General features: G+C 43.9%; 22 protein-coding genes. 12 read left to right on the forward strand and 10 right to left on the reverse strand.

The annotated features are described in order from the left end of the window. The first annotated feature begins 34 nt into the window (after nucleotides 1–34). Nucleotides 35–481 (forward strand): DUF4902 domain-containing protein, encoded by a 447-nt coding sequence (locus G6R11_RS01720; RefSeq protein WP_163130894.1) that lies wholly within the window; start codon nucleotides 35–37, stop codon nucleotides 479–481. Here G6R11_RS01720 and G6R11_RS01725 read toward each other — a convergent pair. Together G6R11_RS01725 and G6R11_RS01730 are read right to left on the reverse strand one after the other, a co-directional pair. After that, nucleotides 478–1,029, reverse strand: a complete 552-nt coding sequence (locus tag G6R11_RS01725) for an acyl-homoserine-lactone synthase (protein ID WP_163130896.1) — start codon at nucleotides 1,027–1,029, stop codon at nucleotides 478–480. The two genes, G6R11_RS01720 and G6R11_RS01725, sit on opposite strands and share 4 nt — an antisense overlap. Nucleotides 1,030–1,224: 195 nt before the next feature. Further along, complete coding sequence (locus tag G6R11_RS01730; protein ID WP_163130898.1) at nucleotides 1,225–1,683, reverse strand: hypothetical protein; 459 nt, start codon at nucleotides 1,681–1,683, stop codon at nucleotides 1,225–1,227. Nucleotides 1,684–1,803: 120 nt separating this feature from the next. On the opposite strand from G6R11_RS01730, the gene G6R11_RS01735 reads away from it, so the two are divergent. After that, nucleotides 1,804–3,531 carry a lysophospholipid acyltransferase family protein gene (locus G6R11_RS01735; protein ID WP_163130900.1) on the forward strand — a complete coding sequence of 576 codons (1,728 nt, stop codon included), beginning with the start codon at nucleotides 1,804–1,806 and terminating at the stop codon, nucleotides 3,529–3,531. A gap of 66 nt (nucleotides 3,532–3,597) precedes the next feature. Here G6R11_RS01735 and G6R11_RS01740 read toward each other — a convergent pair whose 3' ends face one another. Next, complete coding sequence (locus G6R11_RS01740; RefSeq protein ID WP_163130902.1) at nucleotides 3,598–4,761, reverse strand: PLP-dependent aminotransferase family protein; 1,164 nt, start codon at nucleotides 4,759–4,761, stop codon at nucleotides 3,598–3,600. A 129-nt stretch (nucleotides 4,762–4,890) separates the two neighbouring features. On the opposite strand from G6R11_RS01740, the gene G6R11_RS01745 reads away from it, so the two are divergent. The 4 genes from G6R11_RS01745 to G6R11_RS01760 all read left to right on the forward strand — a co-directional run bounded on the left by G6R11_RS01745 (nucleotide 4,891) and on the right by G6R11_RS01760 (nucleotide 9,849). Further along, complete coding sequence (locus tag G6R11_RS01745) at nucleotides 4,891–5,784, forward strand: GyrI-like domain-containing protein (RefSeq protein ID WP_163130904.1); 894 nt, start codon at nucleotides 4,891–4,893, stop codon at nucleotides 5,782–5,784. A 182-nt stretch (nucleotides 5,785–5,966) separates the two neighbouring features. Next, nucleotides 5,967–7,883 carry a methyl-accepting chemotaxis protein gene (locus G6R11_RS01750; protein ID WP_163130906.1) on the forward strand — a complete coding sequence of 639 codons (1,917 nt, stop codon included), beginning with the start codon at nucleotides 5,967–5,969 and terminating at the stop codon, nucleotides 7,881–7,883. An 89-nt stretch (nucleotides 7,884–7,972) separates the two neighbouring features. Beyond that, nucleotides 7,973–8,809: a S1 RNA-binding domain-containing protein gene (locus G6R11_RS01755; RefSeq protein ID WP_163130908.1), complete on the forward strand. Its 837-nt coding sequence runs from the start codon at nucleotides 7,973–7,975 to the stop codon at nucleotides 8,807–8,809. Nucleotides 8,810–8,949: 140 nt separating this feature from the next. After that, a complete protein-coding gene (locus G6R11_RS01760; protein ID WP_163130910.1) occupies nucleotides 8,950–9,849 on the forward strand; it encodes a carbohydrate kinase family protein in 900 nt (299 codons plus the stop codon). 40 nt (nucleotides 9,850–9,889) lie between these two features. On the opposite strand, the gene G6R11_RS01765 is transcribed toward G6R11_RS01760, so the two are convergent. The 4 genes from G6R11_RS01765 to lhgO form a co-directional block, all read right to left on the reverse strand. Beyond that, the gene (locus G6R11_RS01765) at nucleotides 9,890–10,849 is read right to left on the reverse strand and encodes a DUF523 and DUF1722 domain-containing protein (protein WP_163130912.1); all 960 of its coding nucleotides are present in this window, start codon (nucleotides 10,847–10,849) and stop codon (nucleotides 9,890–9,892) included. Between the two features lie 72 nt (nucleotides 10,850–10,921). Then, on the reverse strand, nucleotides 10,922–11,620 hold the full coding sequence (locus tag G6R11_RS01770) for a S1/P1 nuclease (RefSeq protein ID WP_163130914.1): 699 nt from the start codon (nucleotides 11,618–11,620) through the stop codon (nucleotides 10,922–10,924). 104 nt (nucleotides 11,621–11,724) lie between these two features. Continuing rightward, entirely contained in the window at nucleotides 11,725–12,198 is a 474-nt protein-coding gene (locus tag G6R11_RS01775; RefSeq protein WP_163130916.1) for a peroxiredoxin, read from the reverse strand. Nucleotides 12,199–12,503: 305 nt separating this feature from the next. After that, nucleotides 12,504–13,709: an L-2-hydroxyglutarate oxidase gene (gene lhgO / locus G6R11_RS01780; RefSeq protein WP_163130918.1), complete on the reverse strand. Its 1,206-nt coding sequence runs from the start codon at nucleotides 13,707–13,709 to the stop codon at nucleotides 12,504–12,506. Between the two features lie 153 nt (nucleotides 13,710–13,862). On the opposite strand from lhgO, the gene G6R11_RS01785 reads away from it, so the two are divergent. From G6R11_RS01785 to G6R11_RS01805, 5 genes are all read left to right on the forward strand, one after another. Next, on the forward strand, nucleotides 13,863–14,621 hold the full coding sequence (locus G6R11_RS01785) for a sulfite exporter TauE/SafE family protein (RefSeq protein ID WP_163130920.1): 759 nt from the start codon (nucleotides 13,863–13,865) through the stop codon (nucleotides 14,619–14,621). 32 nt (nucleotides 14,622–14,653) lie between these two features. After that, nucleotides 14,654–15,193 carry a lipocalin family protein gene (locus G6R11_RS01790; RefSeq protein ID WP_163130922.1) on the forward strand — a complete coding sequence of 180 codons (540 nt, stop codon included), beginning with the start codon at nucleotides 14,654–14,656 and terminating at the stop codon, nucleotides 15,191–15,193. A gap of 25 nt (nucleotides 15,194–15,218) precedes the next feature. Beyond that, entirely contained in the window at nucleotides 15,219–15,956 is a 738-nt protein-coding gene (locus tag G6R11_RS01795; protein ID WP_163130924.1) for a ferredoxin--NADP reductase, read from the forward strand. Nucleotides 15,957–16,197: 241 nt separating this feature from the next. Continuing rightward, nucleotides 16,198–16,938, forward strand: coding sequence for an exosortase-dependent surface protein XDP1 (gene xdp1 / locus G6R11_RS01800; RefSeq protein ID WP_163130926.1), 741 nt, complete (start codon nucleotides 16,198–16,200; stop codon nucleotides 16,936–16,938). A gap of 145 nt (nucleotides 16,939–17,083) precedes the next feature. After that, nucleotides 17,084–19,876 carry a tetratricopeptide repeat protein gene (locus G6R11_RS01805; protein WP_163130928.1) on the forward strand — a complete coding sequence of 931 codons (2,793 nt, stop codon included), beginning with the start codon at nucleotides 17,084–17,086 and terminating at the stop codon, nucleotides 19,874–19,876. A 59-nt stretch (nucleotides 19,877–19,935) separates the two neighbouring features. Here G6R11_RS01805 and ettA read toward each other — a convergent pair whose 3' ends face one another. Further along, nucleotides 19,936–21,600 carry an energy-dependent translational throttle protein EttA gene (gene ettA / locus G6R11_RS01810; RefSeq protein ID WP_163130930.1) on the reverse strand — a complete coding sequence of 555 codons (1,665 nt, stop codon included), beginning with the start codon at nucleotides 21,598–21,600 and terminating at the stop codon, nucleotides 19,936–19,938. A 276-nt stretch (nucleotides 21,601–21,876) separates the two neighbouring features. Between ettA and G6R11_RS01815 the strand changes: the two genes are divergently transcribed. Then, on the forward strand, nucleotides 21,877–22,788 hold the full coding sequence (locus G6R11_RS01815) for a L,D-transpeptidase family protein (RefSeq protein ID WP_163130932.1): 912 nt from the start codon (nucleotides 21,877–21,879) through the stop codon (nucleotides 22,786–22,788). A gap of 46 nt (nucleotides 22,789–22,834) precedes the next feature. Here G6R11_RS01815 and G6R11_RS01820 read toward each other — a convergent pair whose 3' ends face one another. Next, nucleotides 22,835–23,101, reverse strand: a complete 267-nt coding sequence (locus G6R11_RS01820; RefSeq protein ID WP_016402681.1) for an Lpp/OprI family alanine-zipper lipoprotein — start codon at nucleotides 23,099–23,101, stop codon at nucleotides 22,835–22,837. Nucleotides 23,102–23,349: 248 nt separating this feature from the next. Then, nucleotides 23,350–24,345, reverse strand: coding sequence for a ChaN family lipoprotein (locus tag G6R11_RS01825; RefSeq protein ID WP_163130934.1), 996 nt, complete (start codon nucleotides 24,343–24,345; stop codon nucleotides 23,350–23,352). Nucleotides 24,346–24,557: the final 212 nt, after the last annotated feature.

Raw genomic sequence — 24,557 nt, forward strand, 5'->3', positions numbered from 1 at the left:
GAGGGAGAGTTCAAATAAATAAAAAAATATAATTATGAAAACACAGGCAAGTGTACAGAATATAATCGAATCAACTCGTTATCAGGTTGTCCCTAGTAACGATGGCTTGGTGAGATTATCCGTTGAGCAGCTTAATGTGCTCGCTTTTAGCCATATCATCTCTGGCTTAGACAATATTAGTGAAGAAGAATTTAATAGTGAGCAGGCAATTTTCAGTGGCTATACCGAATGGCTGTTTGAAAATGTGTGCGCTATCACCCTAGGCTGGGACTGGCATTGGCAGTGGCGTAATGGCCGCATGCAATGCCAAGTTAAGGGCCTGCCACGCAGTAACATTCAGTTGCAAGAAGAGGGCTTTGATGTGAGCCCTCGTCGAAATGATGAACTGTTGTTAGAGGCCATCGAAGCAATGGCTTGGCAAGTAACAACAGCGGAAGCGATAAAAAATCGCTACCGTGAATCGCCAATGGTTATGAGTTAAGAAATATCTATGTAGCAGGCGAATAGTGCGTAGCCGTTCACTATTTTTGGTGGACCGGCACGATGGTAACGAAAACCTGCATTGCGTAGCATTCGCTCAATACCTAGCGGTGAGACCGAAATTAAGCGTTTAGCTCCTTGTTTTTTTGCGCACTCAATAGAGGCGGTAAGCAAGGCTAAAGCTTCACTCGACATCAGTTGAGTTGGTGCTTGGTTGTGATTGTCAAAGTCTACCGCAGCGAAGCGTGATAGCTCCCAAATGTCTTGTTGTTTGGGGCAGGGAAGACCATTTAGCAACTCTGGAAATACTTCTTCCAGTAGGTAAGGCTCGGTGGTGGGCAGTAAACGTGCACAACCGCTGATGTGGTCTTGGTCGTTTTTAGCGATAACATAAACGGTGTCGTCGCGATCAAATTGGTCTTGCTCTATGCCATCAGGGGTGTCGAGCTCCCAGCCAAGCATCTCTACAAACACTTGATGACGATAGTGATTTAGATGTTGAAAAGTAGTCGGTGAAAGCTGTTCTGCAACGCCATTAACAAAGTCCATTAGCATCTCTCCCTTGGTGATGATGCTATGAGTACAATTCAGTGCGAACAGTTTTTAAACTGTTAAACCTAACAGCTAGCTATGACGGTGAAAATCAGCTATGGCTTTGTTTTTGTTGGATTTATCAATTGAGCCTTAGTTTTAGCTCTTATATCGCTGCACAAAAAATAAACTTATTATATTTCAGCTAACTAGCTAATATTTGAGCAGTTTCTGATGGATCTTTGCGCGGCACTCTTCAATCATGCTATTTGGGAATTGCCGGTAGTCTGGGTAGGGGGTAAATAAAATATTCGGTGCTAAAAAATTCCATTTTTTTTGATTTGAGGCACTTTTTTCTTCTGGTGCTGTGTCAAATCGTTGCCAGTTAGCCTTTCCTGCCACTAAGTGTATTTTTGCTGATTTGACTAAATGCTGCTTAAAATTAATTTGCTGTTTAAGCAGTAAATCTTGATGTAAATAGCGTCGCCAATCCTCATCTGGTGCACAAAGCTTAGCGAATATAGTTAACACCTTACGCCAGTTATTATTGTTGTTACCTAAAATAGCGTGGCTTAACTCAGCTCCCTTTAGGTCATGATGATTATTTGGTAGAGAGGGCGTCTGGGTATTGAGATAGAGCACTATTTGCGGTTGTTCGCTACCTAATTGCACTTAACTGTCCTTGTTATTTGTCCACTTCAGGTGTGTGGGTGTGTCATGCAACTGACACAAATTTGTTGCTTCTTTGTCATCTTCTGCTTCTAGCCTAACGGCGAATACAGGGAGAGAGCAATGATTTCAGCACAGCAGGTACTTAATCAACATTACCCCAGCCTAGCACAGCATCCGCGTCGTTATTCCTTCGCTAGTTGGTTTTTCTCTAAAGTGTTGTTTGAGGAAGAATTTCAAGCCTTTGGCGAAAAGCATCCTCACTTAAAAGGGGTGGCTTTTATCGACCAAGTATTCACCGAGCTTAATGTCAGTTATCGGGTCAGCCAGAATGAGCGAGAGCGCATTCCTAGTGAAGGCCGAGTGATTATTGTCGCCAACCATCCAATCGGGTCGATAGATGGTCTTGCTTTGTTGCACCTAGTTAGCCAGGTACGTAAAGACGTTAAAATTGTTGCTAATGAAATTCTCTCCGCAATTAAGCCTTTGGATGACTTGTTGCTGCCAGTAGATAACATGCATGGTAATAGTCAGCGTAAGCAGCTTAATGCCATTAAAGCGCTGTTAGATGAAGAAGGGGCGGTGATTATTTTCCCAGCCGGTGAAGTCTCTCGTTTAAAAGGCATTAAGGTAAAAGATGGAAAGTGGACCAAGGGCTTTGTAAGCATTGCTAAGAAAACCAATACTCCCTTGCTGCCCATTTGCGTAAAGGCTAAAAACAGTAAGCTGTTTTACTTTTGCTCTTTTGTCTATCGACCTTTATCTACTTTGCTATTGGTAAAAGAGCTATTTTTTCACCGTAACAAAGTGTTCTCGATGGTAGTGGGCGAGCAGATCCCGGTAAAGAGTTTTGGCTTAAGTGGCTTAGATCGCTCCACTCAAGCTCAGTTAATCAAGAAACACCTCTATCGTATTGGTAGTAACAAAAAGGGTTTGTTCCAAACAGAAGCTGCGATTGCTCATCCGGAGCAGCGTCTGGCCCTTAAAAAGGCAATTAAGCAGCTAGAGATAATAGGTGAGACGCCAGACGGGAAGCAGATTTGCATTTGTTATGGTAATTCTCAGCCTCTAGTTTTATCTGAACTTGGTCGCTTGCGAGAATTAGCCTTTCGCGCCGTAGGTGAAGGCACCGGTCGACGCACCGATACCGATAAGTACGATGCAAACTACATGCACCTTATATTGTGGGATGCAGAGCAACTTGAAATTGCTGGCGCTTACCGCTTTGCCGATACCAAACGCTTAATTAAAGACAAGGGGATTGGCGCTTTGTATAGCCAGTCACTGTTTGAATATGATGAGAAAAACTGTGATTTTTTGGCCTCGGGCATTGAGTTAGGACGCAGTTTTGTGCAGCCAAAATACTGGGGTAAGCGAAGCCTAGATTACTTATGGCTAGGAATAGGCGCATTTTTAGCGCGCAATCCTCATTATCGATACTTGTTTGGTCCGGTGAGCATTAGCGCCGCAATGCCAGAAGCTGGCAGAGATTTGTTGATACATTTTTATCAAACTTACTTTCCTTCTAACAAAAGCTATGCGCGTTCGCGTCAGCCATATCAGCTGGCTAAGCAAATCAAAAACAGTATTCATATGTCTTTCAGCGGTGATGACTATAAAGCTGACTTTGCCCAACTAAAGAGTGCATTGGCAGCAATGGGCACGGCGGTGCCTACGCTTTATAAGCAATACACCGAGCTATGTCACGCTGGTGGGGTTCAGTTTATTGATTTCAACGTAGATCCAGAATTTAACCAGTGTATCGATGGCTTGGTATTAGTCGATTTACATCAGTTGAAAGAGAAGAAAAAAGCCCGTTACATAGACACCCATTTGCTTGATGAAAAGTAACGGTGTGAGGCGGAATATCGCCGCCTCGTTGTATGCCACACACTAAAAACTGAGTCTTTGTTATAGTTAATTTGGCGAACAGCTTTGAATCGCTTTTTTTAAGCGAATAACTGCCTGCTCTAGCTGTGCTTCTGTTAAGGCGGTAAAGTTTAAGCGAATCGCTTGGTAGTTGGCGGTGTGATTGCTTGGCCAAAACTCATCTCCCGGCACTATTGCTACCTTTTGCTGTAATGCCGCCTCCGCTAAAAGAATCGCATTGTGGCGGGTGAGTTTTGCCCAGATAAACATGCCTCCTTGGGGCACTTCAAAGGTTAATTCACCCTTAAGTTGCTGCTTTAATAGCGCTGCTAAGTAGTCGCGCCGCGCTCGGTAAGTGTTGGTCAACTTGGTTAAGTGCTCAGCAAACAATGGGTGGCGAACGGTGGCTAATAGCATCATTTGCATGGGCTGGGCAGAGTGTAAGTCGCTTGCTTGTTTTACTTTGTTTAGTGGTTCTAGCAACGCTTGATTGGCTCTTACATAGCCTACTCGCATGCCGGGTGTGGCTATTTTTGAAAAAGAGCCGAGGTAAAATGCTGCATAACTCGATAGCTCACTCACCGTGGGAAGGGGCTCACCTTGATAGCGAAGTTGGCGGTAGGGGGCATCTTCAATAAGGGCAACTTTATATTTGGCTAAGAGGCTGGCAACGGCCTTGCGTTTGCTTAGGCTCCAGCAATGGCCGCTAGGGTTTTGAAAGTCTGGCACTGCATAAAAAAGCTTTATTTTGTGTTTGGCTAGTTGTTGCTCTAACTGGACTAGATTAGGCCCGTCGGATTCCGCTATCACTGTACGTATCTCGGCTTCAGCCAAATCAAACACTTGCAAGGCGCCTAAATAACTGGGCGCTTCACAGAGTACTTTATCTCTTGGGTTAAGGTAGCTGCGGGCTATTAAGTCTAAGGCTTGTTGTGAGCCCGTGGTTATCAATACATCTTCGTTTAAGTTGTCGTCGTTAAGTAGCCATTGGCGAAGCTCAGTTAAGCCTTCGGTAGCACCATATTGAAATATGCTAGGAGATTGAGCCAACTCGGCAGCTGCCTGTGCCAGTATATCTAAGGGAAACAGTTCTGCATCGGGTAAACCGCCTGCAAGAGAGAGCGTATCGGCTTGCTGAGTTACCTTTAGAATATTGCGTATGTACGAGGGTTTAGTTTGCTGTACTCGATTACTCACCGTTACCATGGTCATTTACCTACTTAGTGAAAACTGCTCACTATCATTGCAAAAACAACTACGGGGATGCTTTAGCGTTTATGTGCAATGACTTGTCCATATGTGCTATTTTGAGGAATTGATGATAGGCCGTTAAGGTACTGAATGTCTTTAAGCTCAGATGGAATGCGAGTTAATCGAATCAACGATGCTTTGTATTATATTCATCAGCATATTGCTGAGCCTTTAAATGCCAAGTTATTAGCCAAAGTAGCAGCTTATTCGCCCCATCATTTTCACCGTTGCTTTAAGCAGGTTACCGGAGAGAATGTGAATGAATATATTCGTAGAGCGCGCTTGGAACGCTGTGCTAATTTATTGATGTTCTCGCCCGGTTTAACTATTCAAGAAGCCTCACACTGTTGTGGTTTTCTGTCTCCCGCATCTTTCTCTCAAGCCTTTAAAAAGCACTTTGCTTGTTCGCCTACTCAGTGGCGAGACAAAGGATATAGTCAGTTTAGCCAAGCCAATTATCAGCAACATTGGGGTGAAGAGTTACAGCAACGCATGCTCAATGCCAAAACGCTGCAGATGCCTGAGGTTAAAGTGCAACGTTTGGCTGCCCAGCCAGTTGCTTATGTTAGGCATCAAGGTTACGACCGTTCTATTCGCCAAGCTTACGAGAAGTTGCAGGTCTGGGCCGATAGTCAGGGGCTTGCATGGCAAGAAGATAAACTATTAGGTTTATATCACTCCAATCCAGATATTGTGCCAGCTCCGCTGTGTCACTATGTTGCTTGCCTGGAGGTGGATGGGCCAATAATACGCCGGAGTGGAGTTAGTGCTTTAACCATTCCTGGTGGAATGCACGCCACACTATATGCTGCTGGAGAGTACGGGGAACTATTGCCGCTATTGCATAAGTTTTACATGCATTGGTTACCCCAAAGTAGCTATCGCTTGGGTGATACGCCGGCTTATGTTCGCTATTCTCAATGTCAGTTTCTTGATGAAAATGAGCACTTTGATTTACAACTTTGTATACCGCTAACACTTTAGTTGATTCGTGCTAACAAGTAGATTTCATATATATATCAAATAGCTGATCATTTTTAACATGCTTATCAATGTAATATTATTGTCATATTTTAGTCATAAAATCGTCGCCCAAATTAGAGCCTAATAGGCTTGTTAGGGATTGCTGCAGAGCTGGCTATAGCCAATCTGCGAATGGAGATTTTATGCGAGTATCACGATTCTCGAGGCTATCTGCGATAGCATTATTTGCCGTAAGCGCGGTGTTAATTGCAGCCTTATATTTATCTCTTGTTGAGCTATCCAGCTCCAATCAGCAGCTACAAAATTACCAATCCCTTAAATCCCAGTTCAATAGCCAATTAGTGGCTAAGATAAACAACTACCTTAATACCGGTAATGCTTTAGAGCTGAGTGAGGCTGAACGTTTATTGTTTGAACTGGTAGAACGCTCTAATCAGCAGCAACTTCCGGGCTTGGCTGAGCTACTAAACCAGCTACACAGCGCCTTGCAAGATCGCTATTTAGCACTGGGTAAACTAAGTGGTAACGAACAAGGCTTACTGGTAAATGCCGAACGCGAAATGTTGGGTTGGGCAGACAGCACTGTGGATTATGGCTTAAGCGCTAGTGGTACTAAGTCACGAGACTATATCCAGCAAGGCAGTGAGTTACTTAATGCTTTGGTTAATTTATCTATGCAGCGCAGTCGCTACTTTACCGAACCAAATACTAACAGCAAGTCTGCTTACGATGATGCTTTTTCTCAGGTCAATAAACACGCCAAAGCCATTGATGCGTTGCCATTGTTAGGCGTGATGAGTGAAGTGGAGATTGATGAGTTCGCCTTGGGCGATCCTGAAGAAGCGGTCGATTTAGCCGAAGAGATAAAAAGTGAGTTAGTTAGCTTAACTAATCGCTATCCAAGAGAGCTGCAATCAACCAATGCCTTAATTGAGCAGCGTATGGTATTGCGTAGCGCATTGGCAGCAGACATTGAGCTGCTTACTCAACAAATCTCTCAAGCCGAGCAAGGAGTGATTAAGCAGCGAGATGGGGTTACTCAAACTGTTGAGCTTACCTTATACAGTGTTGCTGGCTTAATATTGTTGATTGCCATCGTTATGCAAGTGGTGATGCAAAGCACCGTGCTTAAACCCCTGCGTGAATTGCGCAATGGTTTTGCGCTACTGGTAGACAATGGCAGTATTCAACAGCTAAAAGTGCGTCGAAAAAATACCGAAATTGGCGAGATCGCGACTTTCTTTAACCAACTTCTGGCTAAGCAAGAAGACTTAGAAGAGCTTAAGAATAAGCAACTCTCTGTGGTTTCCAATTCTTTAGATTCGGTGACTAAACAGGTTCGTGAAGTGTATCTCACTTCTGAGCAAACCGACCACCAAGTGGCCGAGTCACAATTGCTGATGGAGCAGCTTCGCGCATTAACCGAGCAACTCAACCAAGTGTCTAGTGATGTTGAGAATAACGCCAATGCTACCCAAAGCGCGATGAATGAATCGCAGCAAAATGTAGAGCAGGTAATGAATGCCAGCAAACGGACCAGTACCGCCGTTACCGAAGGGCGAGAATCACTGGCGACCTTGGTAACAGCCGTTACGGATGTAAGCGCAATTTTGGATGTGATACGCAGCATTGCTGAACAAACCAACTTGCTCGCCCTAAATGCTGCTATTGAGTCTGCCCGCGCCGGTGAACATGGCCGCGGCTTTGCCGTGGTAGCCGATGAAGTAAGAACGCTGTCGATGCGCACGCAAAGCTCTTTGGAAGAGATTACCGGCATTCTTAATCAGTTAAAGCAATCATCTACTAGCCTTGAATCAAACATTGGCGGGATAGAAGAAGCCAGTGAACACCAACAGGCTATTTCTTCTAAGCTAATGGAAACCACTCACCAAGTGCGTGAGCAAGCTGAAACCTCAGCTCAAGTTGCCCATCAAGCCAGTGAGTATATTCGTGAGCAAAGTGAACACGTGGGTAGCTTTACGTCTAAGATGAGCACCGTGAAAACCCAGGTTGAATCCGCTTACAAACTAGCGACCAAAATTGAATCAGATGTGAGCCAACAAGTCTCTACGATTGTTAATGCCTTAAAACCTGCCTAGCCAATTAAGCCAAGCGCATCTTGGCTTTAGCATGTTATACTCGCGCATTAGCTCATACGGAGCTTATCGAATCTGAGAAGAGAGAGAAAATGCTAGAAATTGGACGCCTTAATCAACTAGCCGTGATTGAAATGGCTGACTTAGGTGCCTACCTAGAAGGTGGCGAGTTTGGTGATATTTTGCTGCCGAGCAAAGAGTTGCCGGCTGAGCTGAGCATTGGCGAGCAAATCGAAGTATTTGTTTACCGCGATAACCAAGGCAACTTGCTGGCCACCTTACAGAAACCTTTAGTGCAAGTTGGCGAGTGCGCTAACTTGCAGGTAAAAGATATTAACGATGTGGGGATCTTCCTTGATTGGGGCTTAGATAAAGATTTGTTCTTACCCTTTGGTGAGCAACAACAGCCCATGGAAGTTGACCGTCATTACGTAGTTTATGTTTACTTAGATAACGAACAACGCATTACCGCCAGCAACAAACTTGACCGTTACATCGATAAGTCTGACCACAAATATAAACGTGGTGACAAAGTAGAGCTGTTAGTTGCTGGGCGCACCGAACTTGGTTACAAAGCCGTAGTAAACAACAAGCATTGGGGCGTATTGTATTACGACCAAGTGTTTAAGCGTATTCGCGCTGGTTATGCGGGCACGGGTTATATTCAAAAAGTACGAGAAGACCAAAAGCTCGATGTAAGCCTAGAGCCTATCGGCATCCAAAAAGCCATTGATATTGGCGACACTATTTTAGCTAAGCTTCGCGAAGAACAGGGCTATTTGGCGATTAGTGATAAAAGCACTCCGCAGGCCATTTCAGCTATCTTTGGTGTGAGTAAAGGTACCTTTAAAAAAGCCATTGGTCGCCTGTATAAAGATGGCTTAATTACCATTAGCAAAACGGGCATCGTGCTCAACGATAAAGACTAAGTAACCTTGCTTTTTCCTTCTATTGATAAGCCCGCCTAGCGGGCTTTTTTGTACCTCTTAACAATCTTGCGTTGGTAAACTTGTGCCTAGTGGTACATGTGTTAGCGTGACTAACTATATATTTTCAATGAGTTAGTGTTATGGCAAATATTCTGGTCGCGGGTTTAGTGAATATAGAAACCACACTTAAAATAGAAGGTTTTCCCCAGCACTATTACCCGGTTACTTATCCCTTTGACGGTATTCAGAGCAGTGTCTCCGGGGTGGCATACAATGTGGCTAAAGCCCTAGCAACCTTGGGCGATGAAGTAGACTTATGCACCCTGTTAGCGCCTGATATGGCCGGGGATCAAGTACAGCAAGCACTAGCAAAAATACCGCGAATAAATGCTTGTTTAGATATGAGCATGCAAAGTACCCCGCAGTCAGTGATTTTGTATGATCCTCAAGGACAGCGGCAAATTCATGTTGATCTTAAAGATATCCAGCAGCGCAGTTATTCCTCTCCGCAACTAAGCCAGCGCTTATCAAAGGCTGATGCAGTAGTAATGTGTAACATTAATTTTGCGCGACCGATGTTGGAGCAAGCCAAGCAAGCAGGAAAGTTGATTGCCACAGATGTACACACGCTTGGAGATATTGAGGATGAGTACAACCAACAGTTTCTAGCTGCCGCCGATGTATTGTTTCTCAGTGATGAGCAGGTAGAGGGCGATTATCACCAGTTCATCTGGCAGCTGGTCGAACGCTATCACAACTCAGTGATTGTTATGGGTTTAGGCAGCAATGGTGCTTTGTTGTTTACCCAGCAGTCTGGGCATATTCAGCATTTTCCAGCCATAAACACACGTACCATTGTGAATACCATTGGAGCGGGAGACGCCTTGTTTTCATGCTTTCTACATTACTATGTAGCTAGCAAAAATGCTGAGCAAGCGCTGCAGCGGGCAATAACTTTTGCCTCTTACAAAATAGGTGAAGCAGGTGCTGCTTGCGGTTTTTTGAACCATCAGCAGCTAGAGGACTTGCTTGGCAACTAATTGATAGCTTTCAGTTAGTTGCCAATTCGCTAGAGAGTAACTACAAGCTATAGCGAAGTTTAAGCTCGTTGGGGTGAGGGGCCAAGTAGGCTTGTTTAGCAACGTAATGATTAGGGTGCTCACGTAAATAATGCTGAATAAGGCTAATAGGCACCAATAAAGGTAATAAACCCTCACGGTATTCATGAATTCGTTCGGCTAACTCTTCTCGCTGTTGAGCGGTAATTTCGCGTTTGAAATAGCCCTGCAAGTGCTGCAATACATTACAGTGGTTTTTGCGGCTGCAGTTGTGTTTCAAAATTCCCATAAAGCCTTCGATATAGCTAGCAAAACCTTCGCTATCATCATTGCCTTTAATGTTGGCTAAAAGAGGTCCAAGCTCGCGATATTTGGCTGGGTGATGCGCCATTAATAAGTATTTATATTTGGCGTGAAAGTCTTGCACTTTTGCTACGGTAAAGCCTTCATGCTCAAGGGTTTTCCATTGGTGGTAAGCAAATACACGATTGACGAAGTTCTCGCGCAGAATTGGGTCGTTGAGACGGCCATCTTCCTCAATAGGCAGTAAGGGATAAGCCTTAATTAACTCTGCGGTAAAGGTGCCAACGCCATCTTTGGTAGCATTGTTTTTAGCTGGTGAATATACGCTGACTCTTTCCATGCCACAGCTGGGCGATTTGGCACACACTACGTAACCACTGTGGTGAGCGAGTTGAGGTAAGCGACGCTTTGCGTATTCTTGCATTTTTTCGGTCACATCAAAGCTGCCATCACTAGCTTGTAAGCTAATAATGTCGTCTTGCTCAACTAATCGAATGGTTTTTCTAGGGGTGCCCATGCCAATCGCCATTTCGGGACAGGTGGGTTCAAAGTCGAAATATTTGGCTAACTCTATGCGGCAAAAGCGTGATTGCTTGTGGCCGCCATCGTAACGTACTTCTTCGCCTAATAAGCAGCTACTAATCCCTACAGAAATTTTGTCACTAGAAAATTTATTCATGCTGTCAGCTCCTTCGCATTATATTGAGTATAACGTTGCTCAGCGAAATAGGATCACTGTAATTGGGCAGTTTTAAGGATTGCTACTAAATATTTGATTTAACTTTTTAGCCAAGCGCTGGCCGGCGCGAACTATTTGTAACTCTAGAGTGGGGCGATGTTGAGTCGCGTAGTCATCAGATAAGTTTTTATCGGCAAGTTGATAAACCGCAGGCAATAGCGCACGGCTTTGATTTAACCATTCTTGGTAGGAATGTAATTGGTCGTTGCTGGGGTAGCTTACTTGAAGGTGCTGGGCATATTCACCTAAAGATCGCTTATTGTTATCAAGTAATTGGCTATCCCACACGCGGTGTAGGTTGGTCGTTTTACCGTACCAGTTTACTGTGACTTTATTTCCGCCACGATCTTTGGCATAACCCACATGCAAGGGTTGATGAATATCACCGACAAAATGAATATAAAATTTTAGGGCTTGTTGGCGTTCTAACTTGCTGAGGTGTGCTTGCTTGAGTTGCTGCTCAAAATACTCCAGTTGGCTAAGTACATCTCCTTTAGGATTTCGCTGGCTTTGCTCAAGCGACTGTCCTTTAGGAATGTTAATGTAGTGCCAGGGGCCGGTGTGCTTCCAAGCATCTTGTTTTCTCGCATAATCTGCCCATATTACAAGTACCACCATGCTTTTTCCATCAAGTATTTGCTCTATACGTTGTTGGCTTTGCGGCTCGAGCTGCTGCTGAGCTAAATAAGCAATCAGTTGATGCCCTTTCATGCCAAAAGCAAAACAGCTTTGAGAAAACAAGCAGACCAAAACAATACTAAATCGCACAGAGGTTAAAGTAGTTAAGCGATTTAGCATTGCTGATTTACAGGCGTTTATAGCTGACTCAGAATGTGTTCAGCCTTGCTCACTTCAAAGGATTTTGGCGGTTCTACATTTAAGTGAGTCACCTTTAAGTTGTCAATAATCATGGCGTAGCGTTGTGAGCGAACTCCTCCAAAACTGGCGGTATCCATATCCAAACCTAGCGCTTTGGTAAAGCTTGCATCTCCGTCGGCTAGCATTTGGATATGCTCAGCATTTTGGGTTTCGCCCCACGCTTGCATCACAAAAGCATCGTTTACCGAAACACATGCGATCAAATCAACACCTTTGGCTTTAATGTCGTCTGCTAGCACCACATAACCCGGCAGGTGAGCTTCGGAGCAAGTAGGGGTAAATGCACCAGGCACCGCAAATAGCACCACTTTTTTGCCAGCAAACAGCTGGTGGCTAGTATGGTTTTGCATCCCTTGTTGATTTAGCTCAGACAGCGGAGCATCTGGAATTGTTTGTCCTACTTCTATCATTTCGCACTTCCTAGTTATGGCTAAACGGTATCACCGCTTGGTTGGAGGTTTTAGCCTAGAGTGGAATAGGGTTTAGCGCAAGCGGGTATTAGTTGTGGTGTGGGCGGAGCGTAACTCTTGGCAGGTAGCCGCAATCCAATAAAGGCCACTTATTAAGTGAATAAACGGCCTCGGCGGATTTATTTTGATTGTAAACACCTGCTTTGAAGTAGTGTGGAGTTTAGTTATCGACTCAATGCTGCTGCCTGTGCGGTGATTCTTATTGCTAACATTAGTCGCAATGACGTTCTAACTAGATTAAGTCACTAAGCTTTGGCCTCTAACTCTTGTTCTACCTTGTCGCAAATATAGCGACTTATAGGAAAAGCAGAGGTTGCCGCAGGCGAGGGAGCGTTGCACACATGTAAGCTACGCGGACTGTTGGCGAATAAAAAATCGTGCACTAGGCTGCCATCTTTTAACACAGCTTGGGCACGAATGCCGGCTGGATAAGGGCGTAGGTCATGAATATTTAAACTAGGGCAATATTTTCTAACCCGCTGCAAATAGCCAGATTTAAACATGGAGTCTTTTGTTTCGCTAAGGCCGCTACGAAAATGCTGTTTAGCCACCTTCCAGAACCCCTTGAATCCGAGCATTTCTTTGGTATCTGCAAGGTTAAAGGAACCCTTGTTATAACCCTCTCTCGACCAGCCTTGCACGGCATTGGGGCCAACGGTTACGCTGCCATCAATCATCTTGGTGAGGTGAACACCCAAGAATGGTAAATCAGGATTAGGAATGGGATAGATAAGGTGTTTAATCAGTTGGTTATGGCGAGGTTGTAATTGATAGTATTCGCCACGATAAGGAACAATTTGAAAGTCGATATCTAGCTTAAGCATGTTGCATAGGCGATCTGCCATAAGCCCGCCACAGGCAATAAGGTATTGGCTACTTATTTGACCATGCTGAGTATCGATCAATATTTTGTCGGCTTGTTCGCTCAAGCCTGTCACCTGGTGAGACAGCAAAATCTCGCCGCCTGCTTGTTGAAATAACTCGGCCAGTTTTTGGCAAATTTGCGGGTAACTAACAATGCCAGTGTCTTTTACCTGCAAAGCGCCTAAGCCAACGATGTTAGGTTCAATTTCTTGCAGTTGTTTCGCATTAAGCGGTTTTACCGTAATCCCATTTTGTTCACAGCGTACGGCGAGCGCCTGCATATCACTTAATTCTTGTTGATTGGTGGCCACCAATAGCTTGCCGCATTGTAGGTAGGGAATGTCGTACTGTTGGCAAAAACTAATGGTGTCTAATAAACCCTGCTTACAAAATTGGGCTTTAAGGCTGCCAGGCTGGTAGTAAACACCGGCATGAATTACGCCGCTATTATGGCCTGTTTGATGAAAGGCGAGTGAGGCTTCTTTTTCTAGCAGCACTACCTTGGCGCTAGGTTTACGCTTAATCAGTTCTAAAGCGCTGGCAAGGCCAACGATGCCTCCACCAATAATGCTGTAATCGTAGCTCAATGAACCATTCCTTTTACTGCTGCTGCCCAATTAACTTACACCTTATTCTTGAACAGGAAAATTTCAGCTTAGACTAAAGATAAAAATCTGCTACTGAATAAAGCCTGCGTCAGTGATAAGGTCAAACTTATCGAAGGGCGAATGAGGCGCTAAATGGATTTCACAATTTATCATGGATTGTTATTACTCACAGTAGGATTATTTGCTGGAGTTATCAATACCTTGGCTGGAGGGGGATCGAATCTCACTCTTCCAGCGTTAATGGTAATGGGGATGCCTGCAGAAGTAGCCAATGCAACCAATCGAGTGGGAATATTTTTGCAGTGTTTAACCGGCGTGATTGGCTTTAAAAAGCACGGTAAGTTGGACACTGAAGATGTTGCGCCTATTTTGTGGCCAACCTTGGTGGGTGGTTTGGTAGGCGCTGTAGCAGCCTCTTACGCTCCTTCGTGGATCATTAAATATTTGTTACTTGGCGCGATGCTCGCGATGGCGGCATTAATGCTGATTAAACCCAGTGTTGTTGCCCCTGCTGCTGGAACCTCTGCCCGCAAAATGAAGGATACTCCTTCGGCAAAATGGAGTTTAGCCCTCGCTGGTTTTTATGGAGGATTTGTTCAAGCTGGTGTTGGCTTTATTTTGATTGCCGCTTTAGCGGGGAGTTTACGCTACGATTTAGTTAGGGCTAATGCGCTGAAATTAGTGTGTACCATAGCTTTTACTAGCGTGGCTTTAGTGGTGTTTATCGCTCGGGACCAAGTATTATGGCTGCCGGGTTTAGTATTGGCGGTGGGTTATATTGTTGGTGCGCATTACGCGGTTAAATTTGCCATAAAGGCTGCCGCCAACACGCTTAAGTGGTTTTTGTTTGTGATGACCTTGGTAGGCTGCGTAGCTGCATTGTGGTTTTAAGGTTTTAAGCGCCAACTTGAAAGGAAAGTAGTATGCAAAAAGTGTTAATGATCATTGCTATGTTAGTACTGAGTGCTTGTAGTTCTAAGCCTGAAGGTATTGAACCGGTTCAAAATTTTAATCTAGATAAGTACTTAGGCACATGGTACGAAATAGCGCGCTTGGATCATTCTTTTGAACGTGGCATGAGCCATGTTACTGCGACCTATGCCCTGCGTGATGACGGTAAAGTATCGGTTCTCAACAAAGGTTTTTCCGAGCAAGACCACCAATGGTTTGAAGCTGAAGGTGTGGCCCAGTTTGTTAGCGAGCCAAACATCGGGCACCTAAAAGTATCCTTTTTTAGGCCGTTTTATGGCGCCTATGTGGTGTTTGCCTTAGATGAAAAAGACTATCAATATGCTTTAGTTGCAGGACCAAACCGAGACTACTTGTGGCTGCTGGCTAGAAACCCAGAGCTATCGCATGCTATTCGTGCTGACCTAGTGCATCAAGCTAAAGAACTTGGTTTTGATACTAGCGAACTGATTTTTGTAGAGCACCACGGTGATGTGATAGCGTCAAAAGAGTGAAAGGTATTTTACAACAGGAGCAAGTATGTGGACTGAAGGTAAAGTAATTCAACGTATGGATTGGAATGACGAGCTGTTTTCCTTGCGCATAAAAGCAGACATTGCGCCTTTTGTTGCAGGGCAGTTTATTAAGTTGTCTGAAATGCGAGACGACAAACGCATTGCCCGCGCCTACTCACTGGTTAACCCGCCCAGCACTGACTATCTAGAAATACTGGCCATTAAGGTGGAAGATGGGCTGCTGTCACCCAACTTACACTTGCTACAAGCTGGCGACACCATTGAAGTTTCAACAGCGGCTGCAGGGTTTATGGTATTAGACGAAGTTCCTCCTGCTAAACACCTTTGGTTAATCGGCACGGGCACCGGCATTGGGCCTTTTTTCTCGATGCTGGAAACCGATCAAGCTTGGGAGCGTTTTGACAAAGTTGTACTGATTTACGGTGTGCGAAAAACGAAAGACATCGCTTACCAAGAACTGATTGATAAGTACTTAAGTGAGCAAGCGGATAAATTTGTCTTTCAAGCCATGGTAACCAGAGAAGATAGCGCTGGCGCATTGAGAAGTAGGATCCCAGCGGCACTGGAGACTGATCAGTTAGAGAATGCGGTAGGGCTTTGTCTTAACGCCGAAGACTCACAAGTGATCATGTGTGGTAATCCGCAAATGATCACTGATGCGCAAAGCATTCTCGAAAATAAAGGCTTAAAGAAAAACCTTAGACGAAAGCCTGGGCAAGTTACGGTAGAGCGTTACTGGTAGTGTGTTTATTGAGCGAAAATGTTATTCTTTCGCTTAAATATTTGTCACTTACTTGATGCAATGTTTAACCATTGGCGCAAAAACTCAGCAATTGTTGTCGGTATTTTTTACAATATGACAATAATAATTTAAATCTATTATTTAAGTTGTTGTATATAAAGAGTTATTTAACTTGGCCTAGTTTTTGCTTCTAATCTGATTAGTGATATTAAAGATATACATACTGCTATTTGGGGGCACTGTGTTTAAACAAATTTTATTAGTAGCAAGTTGCGCTGTTTCGTTGTCTGCTTTTGGTTCTACGCAGACTTGGGACTTTAGCACCTTTACCGAAAACGGAAGCGGTGACGGTAATACTTATAGTGGCAACGGCCTTACGCTATCTGGTTGGTCTAATACGGATTCTCGTGACCAATATATTGAGTCTGGAGAGTTGGATTACGCTAGCGGTTATGGTTTGACATTACAGAATCGTGATGAAGGGGGAAGCGCTCCTGATCATGCTATCGACAGCTATAACAACAAAGACTGGAAAAAAGACTACGACATGGTTTTACTTAGCTTCGATGAAGCGGTAAACCTTGCTGGTTTTTCTTTAGGTTGGGCTAAAGAATCAGGTAATAATGAAGCTGATGTTACGGTGCTGGCTTACTCAGGTAACGATACGCCTACTTTAGCTGGTAGCAATTGGGGCGACGTTGCAAGTGCTTGGTCAACTGAAGCGCAAATTGATGACGCTAACGCTTACGCTTACCAGTCTATCAGCTCAAGCGCTTCTTCGAAGTACTGGTTAATCGGTGCTTATAACCCAATCTTTGGAAACATGGGCCACTCGATAGGTAACGATGCATTCAAATTAGCTGGCGTTAAAGCTAACAGCCCGCAAGTGCCAGTAACCAGCGTACCAGAGCCTGGTACAGTGCTAATGTTTGCAGCGGGCCTATTTGGTATCGCATTACGTAGCAGAAAGCGCCAAGCTTAAGCAATACTTCCTTTTCCTGTATAAACAAAAATACGAAATACTGTGTATTTCGTATTTTTTTGTCTTTTTTTTACTACCTGTTCATTAGATACTGTTTAAGGCTGAACTGACTAGCCCTTGAAGCAACAAGGAATTAGCTTTGATAATGAACAAACTTTTGGTAGCTCTGTGTTTACTGTGTGCCACAAATCTTAGCTTTGCTGATCAGCAGGCTAATGAGTACGAACTTGCCGTTAAAGCTTTCCATAGTGGGGAAGAGAATGAAGCCTTCATCCATTTAAAAAATGCCCTAAAAGCTAACCCCGAACACCTCTCCTCAAAACTACTACTCGCAAAAGTATACTTTAACGCGAATAACTTAGGCTCTGCTGAAAAGCAGTTAGAAGAAGCCTTAGCTTTAGGTGCTGATATTAACTTGGTATTGCCACTTCTAGGTAATATTCTGATGTTGCAGGGTAAAACTAACGAATTGCTGGCCTTTGAAGAGCGAGTCAATGAGTTTTCAAAAACTACTCAGTTCGAATGGAAGTTATTGCGCGGTCGAATTTACTTACAGAAATCTCAGCCCGAATTAGCACGTAGTGAATTTGAGCAAGCTACCAAGCTTATGCCAAATAAACCTAGCGCTATGAATACCTTAGCCACTTTATATTTGAGACAAAAAGAGTACGTGCTTGCTGAACAATGGATTGAACGTTCCTTACAGATAGCTAAGAACAACGAGAGAACTTGGTTATTGAAAGGAGATTTGGCTGCAAACCAGAAAAACCTAACACTTGCCTTGGAGCATTATCAAACGGCTTATCAGCTAGACCCACAAGACCCCAAAATTTTGCGCAGCTTAGTGATGACTCACCTTAAGCTTAATCAAACAGAGCAAGCTAAGCGCTACTTGAAGCAAATCCAAGAACAAACACCCAATGATCCAACTGCGATATTAATTGGCGCTACCTTGTTTGCGGGTGAAGACAATACCGAAATGGCAGAACAGGCCTTAGCGGATTTATCCCAAAAGGTCTCTGCGGCAGAAACTGACGAGCTAACCGACGCAAATACCTTACTGTTCATTCAGGGCGCTTCGGAGTTTATTCTAGAAAACGATGAAAAAGCCCAACAGTACTTGAGCCAGTATTTGCGTCAAAAGCCAAGTGATCTCGGGGCTACCCGGATGCTTTCTAAACTGTATCTTCGCAACAATGAGTCCTACAAGCTGCAGCTACTTTTGCAAGATCATTTTGACTACATTATTCGTGACTTAGCTTTGTCGGTTCAATTGGTTTATTTGTACATCGATTCCGGCAGGTTACGTGCTGCCCATCAAGCTTTCGAGCAAATTCGAGCTTACCATAGCGACTCAAATTACATGGTGATTTTAGATGCAGAACTAGCAAGGGCAAGTGATGAGCCAGAACGGGCATTAAGTTTGTTAAAAGAGCTGCCTTTTACTGAGGAAAACGCACCAATAAAGTGGCTACAGTTGAAAGGTGAGCTGGCTTTAGAGCTGAACAAGTTTGACCAGGCTAAGCCGGTTATCGAAAGCTTAATCGCCCGGAATATAAACAACGCCAATGCGCAGAACTTGATTGCTGCCTATTACATTAAAACAGAACAGGCCGAGCTTGCGCTTCGTTACTTAGATGAAGTGTTGGCTAGCAATCCAAATAATATAGGTGCGAGCTTTAACAAAGCGGTGGTGCTAAGAGCCCAGGGTAGTGCTAAAGACGCACTACAAATCCTAGAGCAGTTACTAGCAGTGAATAAACAGCACACGCCTAGTCATCTATTGGCTGCCCGCATTCATCTTGAACAAAATAGCTATCCTCAAGCAACTGAGCAATTAGACAAAGTGTTGTTGTACGATCAAGACAACCGTCAGGCTCGTGAGCTAAAGCTTGATACTTATATGCAAACAGCTCAATGGACAAAAGCCCTAGCAGAAGTCGAGAAGCTAAATCGCGAATACATTCTAAATGAGCGTTACTTAAGTGCTTATGCTGAAATATTGATTCGACTAGAGCGTTATGAAGATGCTGACTATCCCTTAGGTTTATTAGACAGCCTTTGGAAAGAGCAGCCAAATAAGTTGATAGGCTTAGCCAGAATGCAGGCTCAAGCAAAACAGCTAACAAATGCCAAGAGTTCCCTATTAAAATCTCATCAGCTGGCCCCCGATAATATGTCTACTTTGGTCTTACTCACCAAAGTAGAGCTAGAACAAAATGACTTGGAAGCGGCTGAAAAAACGGTGGCAGATTTAGCCAGCAAATTTGGCGAAAGCAGCCAGTTGTATCTTTTGCAAGGCGATATTCAAATGCACAAAAGCCAGAAGCTACAAGCGCAGCAACAATACAGTAAAGCTGTAGAGCTGAATGCTTTCAATCGAGAAGCGGTGGTGCGTTTGTATCAACTGGCCAAACAAGACATTGCCAATGATGCTTTTCACCAACAAATGGAAGGTTTGGTCACAACTGCTGCTGAGCTGGCTTGGCATAAACGTATTCTGGCAGACAGCTATTTACACCATAAGCAGCTAGATAAAGCGCAACAACACTATGAAGATTTGTTGACCTTACCGGCATTAAAGCAAGATCCAGGGATATTAAATAACTTGGCGAATATCTACTCCAGCCAAGACTTAGATAAAGCTTATCAAACTGTTGCTCAGGTAGTGGAGCAAGGCGCCAAAAATGCCGCTATTTTAGACACCATTGGATGGATAGAAGTACAGCGCGGTAACGTAGATCAGGGCTTGGTTTATTTGCGAGAAGCCTACACAATGAATGCATCAGATGCGGCAATTCGTTATCACTTAGCATTTGCACTCAATAAGCTAGGACGCAAAGCCGAGGCGAAGACCGAAGTTGAAGCAGCCTTAGACTTAGACCAGCAGTTCTCTGAATACGAAGCTGCCAAATCTTTGTTAGAGAGCTTGAGCTAGATAAAGCTTAAGAATTAAAAAAGGCCACCGTGAGGTGGCCTTTTTGGTATTAACTCAGCTTAGTTAATACGTTTGTATTTAATGCGATGAGGCTGGGCAGCTTCTTCGCCAATGGTTTCCTTGAGCCATGCTTCGTATTCGGTAAAGTTACCCGCATGGAAGTTCACTTGGCCTTCATCTCGATAATCAAGAATGTGGGTAGCGATACGGTCTAAGAACCAACGGTCGTGTGAAATAACCATGGCACAACCAGCAAACTCTAATAAGGCATTTTCCAATGCTCGCAAGGTTTCTACGTCTAAGTCATTGGTTGGTTCATCCAATAACAATACGTTGCCGCCAGCTTGTAAAAGCTTAGCGAGGTGCAAGCGGCCACGCTCACCACCAGATAGCTCACCCACACGTTTTTGCTGATCGCCACCTCTAAAGTTGAAACGACCCACATAAGCACGGCTTGGGATTTCTACATTGCCAATTTTTAGAATGTCAGAGCCACCCGATACTTCTTGCCATACGGTTGCGTTGTTATCCATGTCATCACGGAACTGATCTACGCTGGCGATTTGCACGCTGTCACCAATTTCGATATCGCCTGAATCGGCTTTTTCAGCACCAGTAAGCATGCGGAATAAGGTAGATTTACCAGCACCGTTAGGACCAATAATGCCAACAATGGCACCTTTAGGGATACTGAAAGACAAGTCATTAATCAGTACTCGTCCGTCATAAGCCTTGCTTAGGTTGTTTACATCAATAACCTTGTCACCCAGGCGTTGCGCAGCAGGAATAAACAGTTCGTTGGTCTCGTTGCGGCTTTGGAAGCTTTGAGTATTAAGCTCTTCAAAGCGAGCCATACGCGCTTTGCTTTTGCTTTGGCGACCTTTAGCATTTGAGCGAACCCACTCCAATTCTTTTTGAATCGACTTCATGCGTGCTTTTTCTTGAGAAGCTTCTTGGCTTAAGCGGTCTTCTTTTTGTTCTAGCCAAGACGAGTAGTTACCTTCCCAAGGAATACCTTCGCCGCGGTCAAGTTCTAGAATCCAACCAGCAACGTTATCTAAGAAGTATCTATCGTGGGTTACTGCCACAACAGTACCTTCGTAGTCATGTAAAAAGCGTTCTAACCAAGCAACCGACTCGGCATCCAAGTGGTTAGTAGGTTCATCGAGCAATAACATGTCTGGCTTTTCTAGTAATAAGCGACATAGCGCTACGCGGCGGCGTTCACCACCCGATAGCTTTTCAATTTTTTGGTCCCACTCTGGCAGACGCAAAGCATCGGCGGCGCGCTCAAGCTGGTTTTCTAAGCTGTGCGAATCGTGCGTAGCCAAAATAGCTTCCAGCTCACCTTGTTCTTTAGCAAGGGCGTCGAAGTCTGCATCAGGCTCTGCGTAGGCTGCGTAAACTTCGTCTAATCGAACTTGAGCATTTTTTACAACGGCAACTGCTTCCTCAACCACTTCGCGAACGGTTTTATCTAAATCCATTTGCGGTTCTTGAGCTAGGTAACCAATTTTGGTACCTGGGTTGGCGCGTGCTTCTCCCTCAATCTCGGTATCAATACCGGCCATAATGCGTAGTAGGGTAGATTTACCCGAGCCGTTTAAACCTAACACACCAATTTTAGCGCCTGGGAAAAAGCTTAAAGAGATGTTTTTAAGAATGTGTTTTTTAGGGGGAACGATTTTACCAACGCGGTTCATCGTATAAATAAATTGGGCCATTTGCCGTTCCTTTAAAAGGTCTATATTCGAATCTTTATGTTGCTAAAGCATACACGCCAATTCGCTAACAATTATCTACCGCTATGATACTGGCTTCGTAGACGGAAGCTAGCGTTGTTAGGCACTTTATGCGGTGGTTTTTTGATGTTGCGTAGTGAAGCAGTATAAAGCTGGGGTATCTACTTGTTTTTAGTATGAGTAAGCAGAGAGCGCTAGTCGAATTTGCTAAACAATAATGGTATGTTGGCTTTATCACAATTTGATACTGCAGATTAAATGAAACAGATTCTAGTAGCCTGTATTGCCCTTTGTATGGCATTTTCAGTTTCCGCTTTAACCTACGATTTACCAGAAGATGGCAGTCGTTTGTTGGGTGGTAACCAATGGCACCGGGTACAAAAAGGCGAAACCATCGCCCTTATTGCCGAACGTTATGGTGTTGGCTTTTTAGCTGTAATGGCTGCCAACAAAGGGGTTGACCCATTTTTACCTGAAGAAGACACCGAGCTTCTTATCCCCACTCAAATTTTGCTACCCGATGTGGAGCGTAAAGGGGTAGTGGTAAACTTAGCTGAGCTGCGCTTGTACTACTTTCGCCCAAATAGCACCGAGGTAGACGTGCTGCCAATTGGTATTGGTAGAATTGGTCGAGAAACACCAGAAATGTCTACCTACATTAGTCAAAAGCGCGAGCAGCCAACCTGGACTCCTACGCAAAATATTCGTAACGAATATGCCGCTAAAGGCATTATCTTGCCGCCCGTTGTGCAAGCTGGGCCGGAAAACCCTCTGGGTGAATATGCTTTGCGCTTAGCCTATGGAAACGGTGAGTATTTAATCCATGGCACTAATAAAGAATTTGGTGTTGGTTTGCGAGTGAGCTCTGGTTGTATTCGCTTGTTTCCCGATGACATCGAGTATTTGTTTTCGCAAGTTAACCTGAAAACCCCGGTTAGAATAATCAATCAATCTATTAAACATTCACTGGAACCTAGTGGCGAATTTTTATTAGAAGTGCACCAACCACTTAATCGCTCTGAGGAAGAAGTGACTCAAGCAACGTCCTTACAACTTAGCCGAGATGATATTAAGTTTATTACTCAATCAGGGGTTGATTCATCGGTAGTCAATCAAGCTTTGAAAAACCAGCAGGGTATAGCGTTGTCGGTGGGGGAGAAACAAGGATAAAAAAAAGGTGATGCTTAGCATCACCTTTTTTTACATCACGATTAACTTACTTAGTGTAAGAAGATGCGATGTTGTCGATACGTTCGTTAGCGCGCATCGCTTCAGCTTTAGCTTGGTCAGCACTCATTTGAGCTGACTTGATGTCGCCACTCAAAGAGCTTTGCTCTGCACGAAGAGCTGCAACTTCGTTTGATAGTGCATCAACTTTGTCGCTTAGAGATTGTACGTTGTTTTCTAGAGCGGTAGTGTTTGAAGAACAACCCGCTAGTAAAATGGTAGAAGCAATAGCGCCTGCAACTAAAAACTTATTCATGGTAAGTCCGTCCTTTATATTCAATTCTAACGATTGTTAGCAATCGTTGATTCGTTTAAGCAAAGCTATTCACTGCAATTGAGTGAGCCGCTGGTATGATTATGGCTCAATATGAGCAAGCTGCAAGCGTTTGTTAGTAAAACCAAAAAAAAATAAGGCGAATACAGTTATTTAAGTTGATTTGTTAACATTTTTGCAACAAAGGGCGTCGCCGCCTAGAGACAAAGTTAATTGCCGCTAGCTAATTGTTAGTTAGCAATTTTACACTGCTTATTAGATTGTTTCTTAATATGCTTAAATTCGGCCAGTTGATTGGCTTTGTTTTGGTAGCGTTTAGGCAGGCCTTTAACCACAATGAGGTAATCACCTAAGGCTTTTTTCTGCTGTTGGTTTAACTTTTCAAACTCATTATGGTTTATCGCTACTAAAGAGCTAACTTTTTGACCATTGAGGCGTTGCTCTACCCTCGAGTAGGTGCCTTGACGCTGCTCAATATGAAAATTGCCCACAGTATGCATCACCTGCTGAGTGGATTGATTTTCTAACTGCTTAACAATCGATTCAGCCATGGTTTCATCCCAGGCTAACATCGCAAAAAAGTGATTATTGCTTCGTTCGCTATCGCCGTGATGGGCGTTGCCAAAAAGGCGCTGTTGGTAGGCAGGGTCATCGGTCGTGAAGTCTTGGGCAAGTTTGGCACGTTCCGATTCTTCTAAACCCTCTAAATAGCCTAAGCCTTGTTGGCCAATACAGCGAACATGTTCACGTGGGGCATTGGCTGCAACCACTGTAAGTTGTTTATCTTTGGCAAATTCTACTAATGGGCGGTAATCAGAACGGTAGTTGTCCCAAGCCTTAGTTTGCTTAATTAGCCACTCTTCGCCTATTTCATTAGTTAAATAGCTATTTACCACTGTTTGTTGACTGCGATTAAATTGCTCCATGGATAAACTGAGTTGATTTTGCTGTTGGTATAGTGCTTCGAGCAAACGCAGCTGAGCTAAGTGAATAGCAGGGTGGCTATGGTATTCGCCAAACAGAACTACCTGAGAGTCAGCTAGCTGCATAGCCAGAGTCTGGGTATTTTCGATAATCTGTTGGTCGTTTGGGTTATATAGCACGTAGTCATAGTAAGTCTCGAGCTGAATACTGCTTGCTTGTGCGGAGTCCTCAGTAGGAGCGGTGGAGCTACAAGCCGATAAAAAGGAAAGTGCTAAAAAGAGGCCAGAGAGACGAAGTAACATAATAAAACTCTAATTGTGGATGATAATCATTATCATCTTACCCTGTGTAGCGGTGAGATGTAATGCTTAAATTAACGTGAATTAATTTCATAAAGATCAAAGCAGCTAATGAGGCAATTGCAAATGCAACAGGCTAAACGCACACTACGGCTTTGAAGTGTACTAGCGGTTAATTGTTACATTTGTTCAGTTAAATCGATGTATAGCGTAAA

Origin of the sequence: Agarivorans sp. Alg241-V36 (assembly GCF_900537085.1) — a bacterium.
GTDB lineage: Bacteria > Pseudomonadota > Gammaproteobacteria > Enterobacterales > Celerinatantimonadaceae > Agarivorans.

Coding starts and splice junctions, on each gene's coding strand:
- G6R11_RS01775 (WP_163130916.1), bottom strand. CDS start 12,198: ATGATAGAAGTAGGACAAACAATTCCAGATGCTCCGCTGTCTGAGCTA.
- G6R11_RS01820 (WP_016402681.1), bottom strand. CDS start 23,101: ATGAATAAGTTTTTAGTTGCAGGCGCTATTGCTTCTACCATTTTACTA.
- G6R11_RS01745 (WP_163130904.1), top strand. CDS start 4,891: ATGTCTTTAAGCTCAGATGGAATGCGAGTTAATCGAATCAACGATGCT.
- G6R11_RS01740 (WP_163130902.1), bottom strand. CDS start 4,761: ATGACCATGGTAACGGTGAGTAATCGAGTACAGCAAACTAAACCCTCG.
- G6R11_RS01760 (WP_163130910.1), top strand. CDS start 8,950: ATGGCAAATATTCTGGTCGCGGGTTTAGTGAATATAGAAACCACACTT.
- G6R11_RS01795 (WP_163130924.1), top strand. CDS start 15,219: ATGTGGACTGAAGGTAAAGTAATTCAACGTATGGATTGGAATGACGAG.
- G6R11_RS01735 (WP_163130900.1), top strand. CDS start 1,804: ATGATTTCAGCACAGCAGGTACTTAATCAACATTACCCCAGCCTAGCA.
- G6R11_RS01755 (WP_163130908.1), top strand. CDS start 7,973: ATGCTAGAAATTGGACGCCTTAATCAACTAGCCGTGATTGAAATGGCT.
- G6R11_RS01720 (WP_163130894.1), top strand. CDS start 35: ATGAAAACACAGGCAAGTGTACAGAATATAATCGAATCAACTCGTTAT.
- G6R11_RS01805 (WP_163130928.1), top strand. CDS start 17,084: ATGAACAAACTTTTGGTAGCTCTGTGTTTACTGTGTGCCACAAATCTT.
- ettA (WP_163130930.1), bottom strand. CDS start 21,600: ATGGCCCAATTTATTTATACGATGAACCGCGTTGGTAAAATCGTTCCC.
- G6R11_RS01815 (WP_163130932.1), top strand. CDS start 21,877: ATGAAACAGATTCTAGTAGCCTGTATTGCCCTTTGTATGGCATTTTCA.
- G6R11_RS01765 (WP_163130912.1), bottom strand. CDS start 10,849: ATGAATAAATTTTCTAGTGACAAAATTTCTGTAGGGATTAGTAGCTGC.
- G6R11_RS01750 (WP_163130906.1), top strand. CDS start 5,967: ATGCGAGTATCACGATTCTCGAGGCTATCTGCGATAGCATTATTTGCC.
- G6R11_RS01770 (WP_163130914.1), bottom strand. CDS start 11,620: ATGAAAGGGCATCAACTGATTGCTTATTTAGCTCAGCAGCAGCTCGAG.
- G6R11_RS01725 (WP_163130896.1), bottom strand. CDS start 1,029: ATGGACTTTGTTAATGGCGTTGCAGAACAGCTTTCACCGACTACTTTT.
- G6R11_RS01825 (WP_163130934.1), bottom strand. CDS start 24,345: ATGTTACTTCGTCTCTCTGGCCTCTTTTTAGCACTTTCCTTTTTATCG.
- G6R11_RS01790 (WP_163130922.1), top strand. CDS start 14,654: ATGCAAAAAGTGTTAATGATCATTGCTATGTTAGTACTGAGTGCTTGT.
- G6R11_RS01785 (WP_163130920.1), top strand. CDS start 13,863: ATGGATTTCACAATTTATCATGGATTGTTATTACTCACAGTAGGATTA.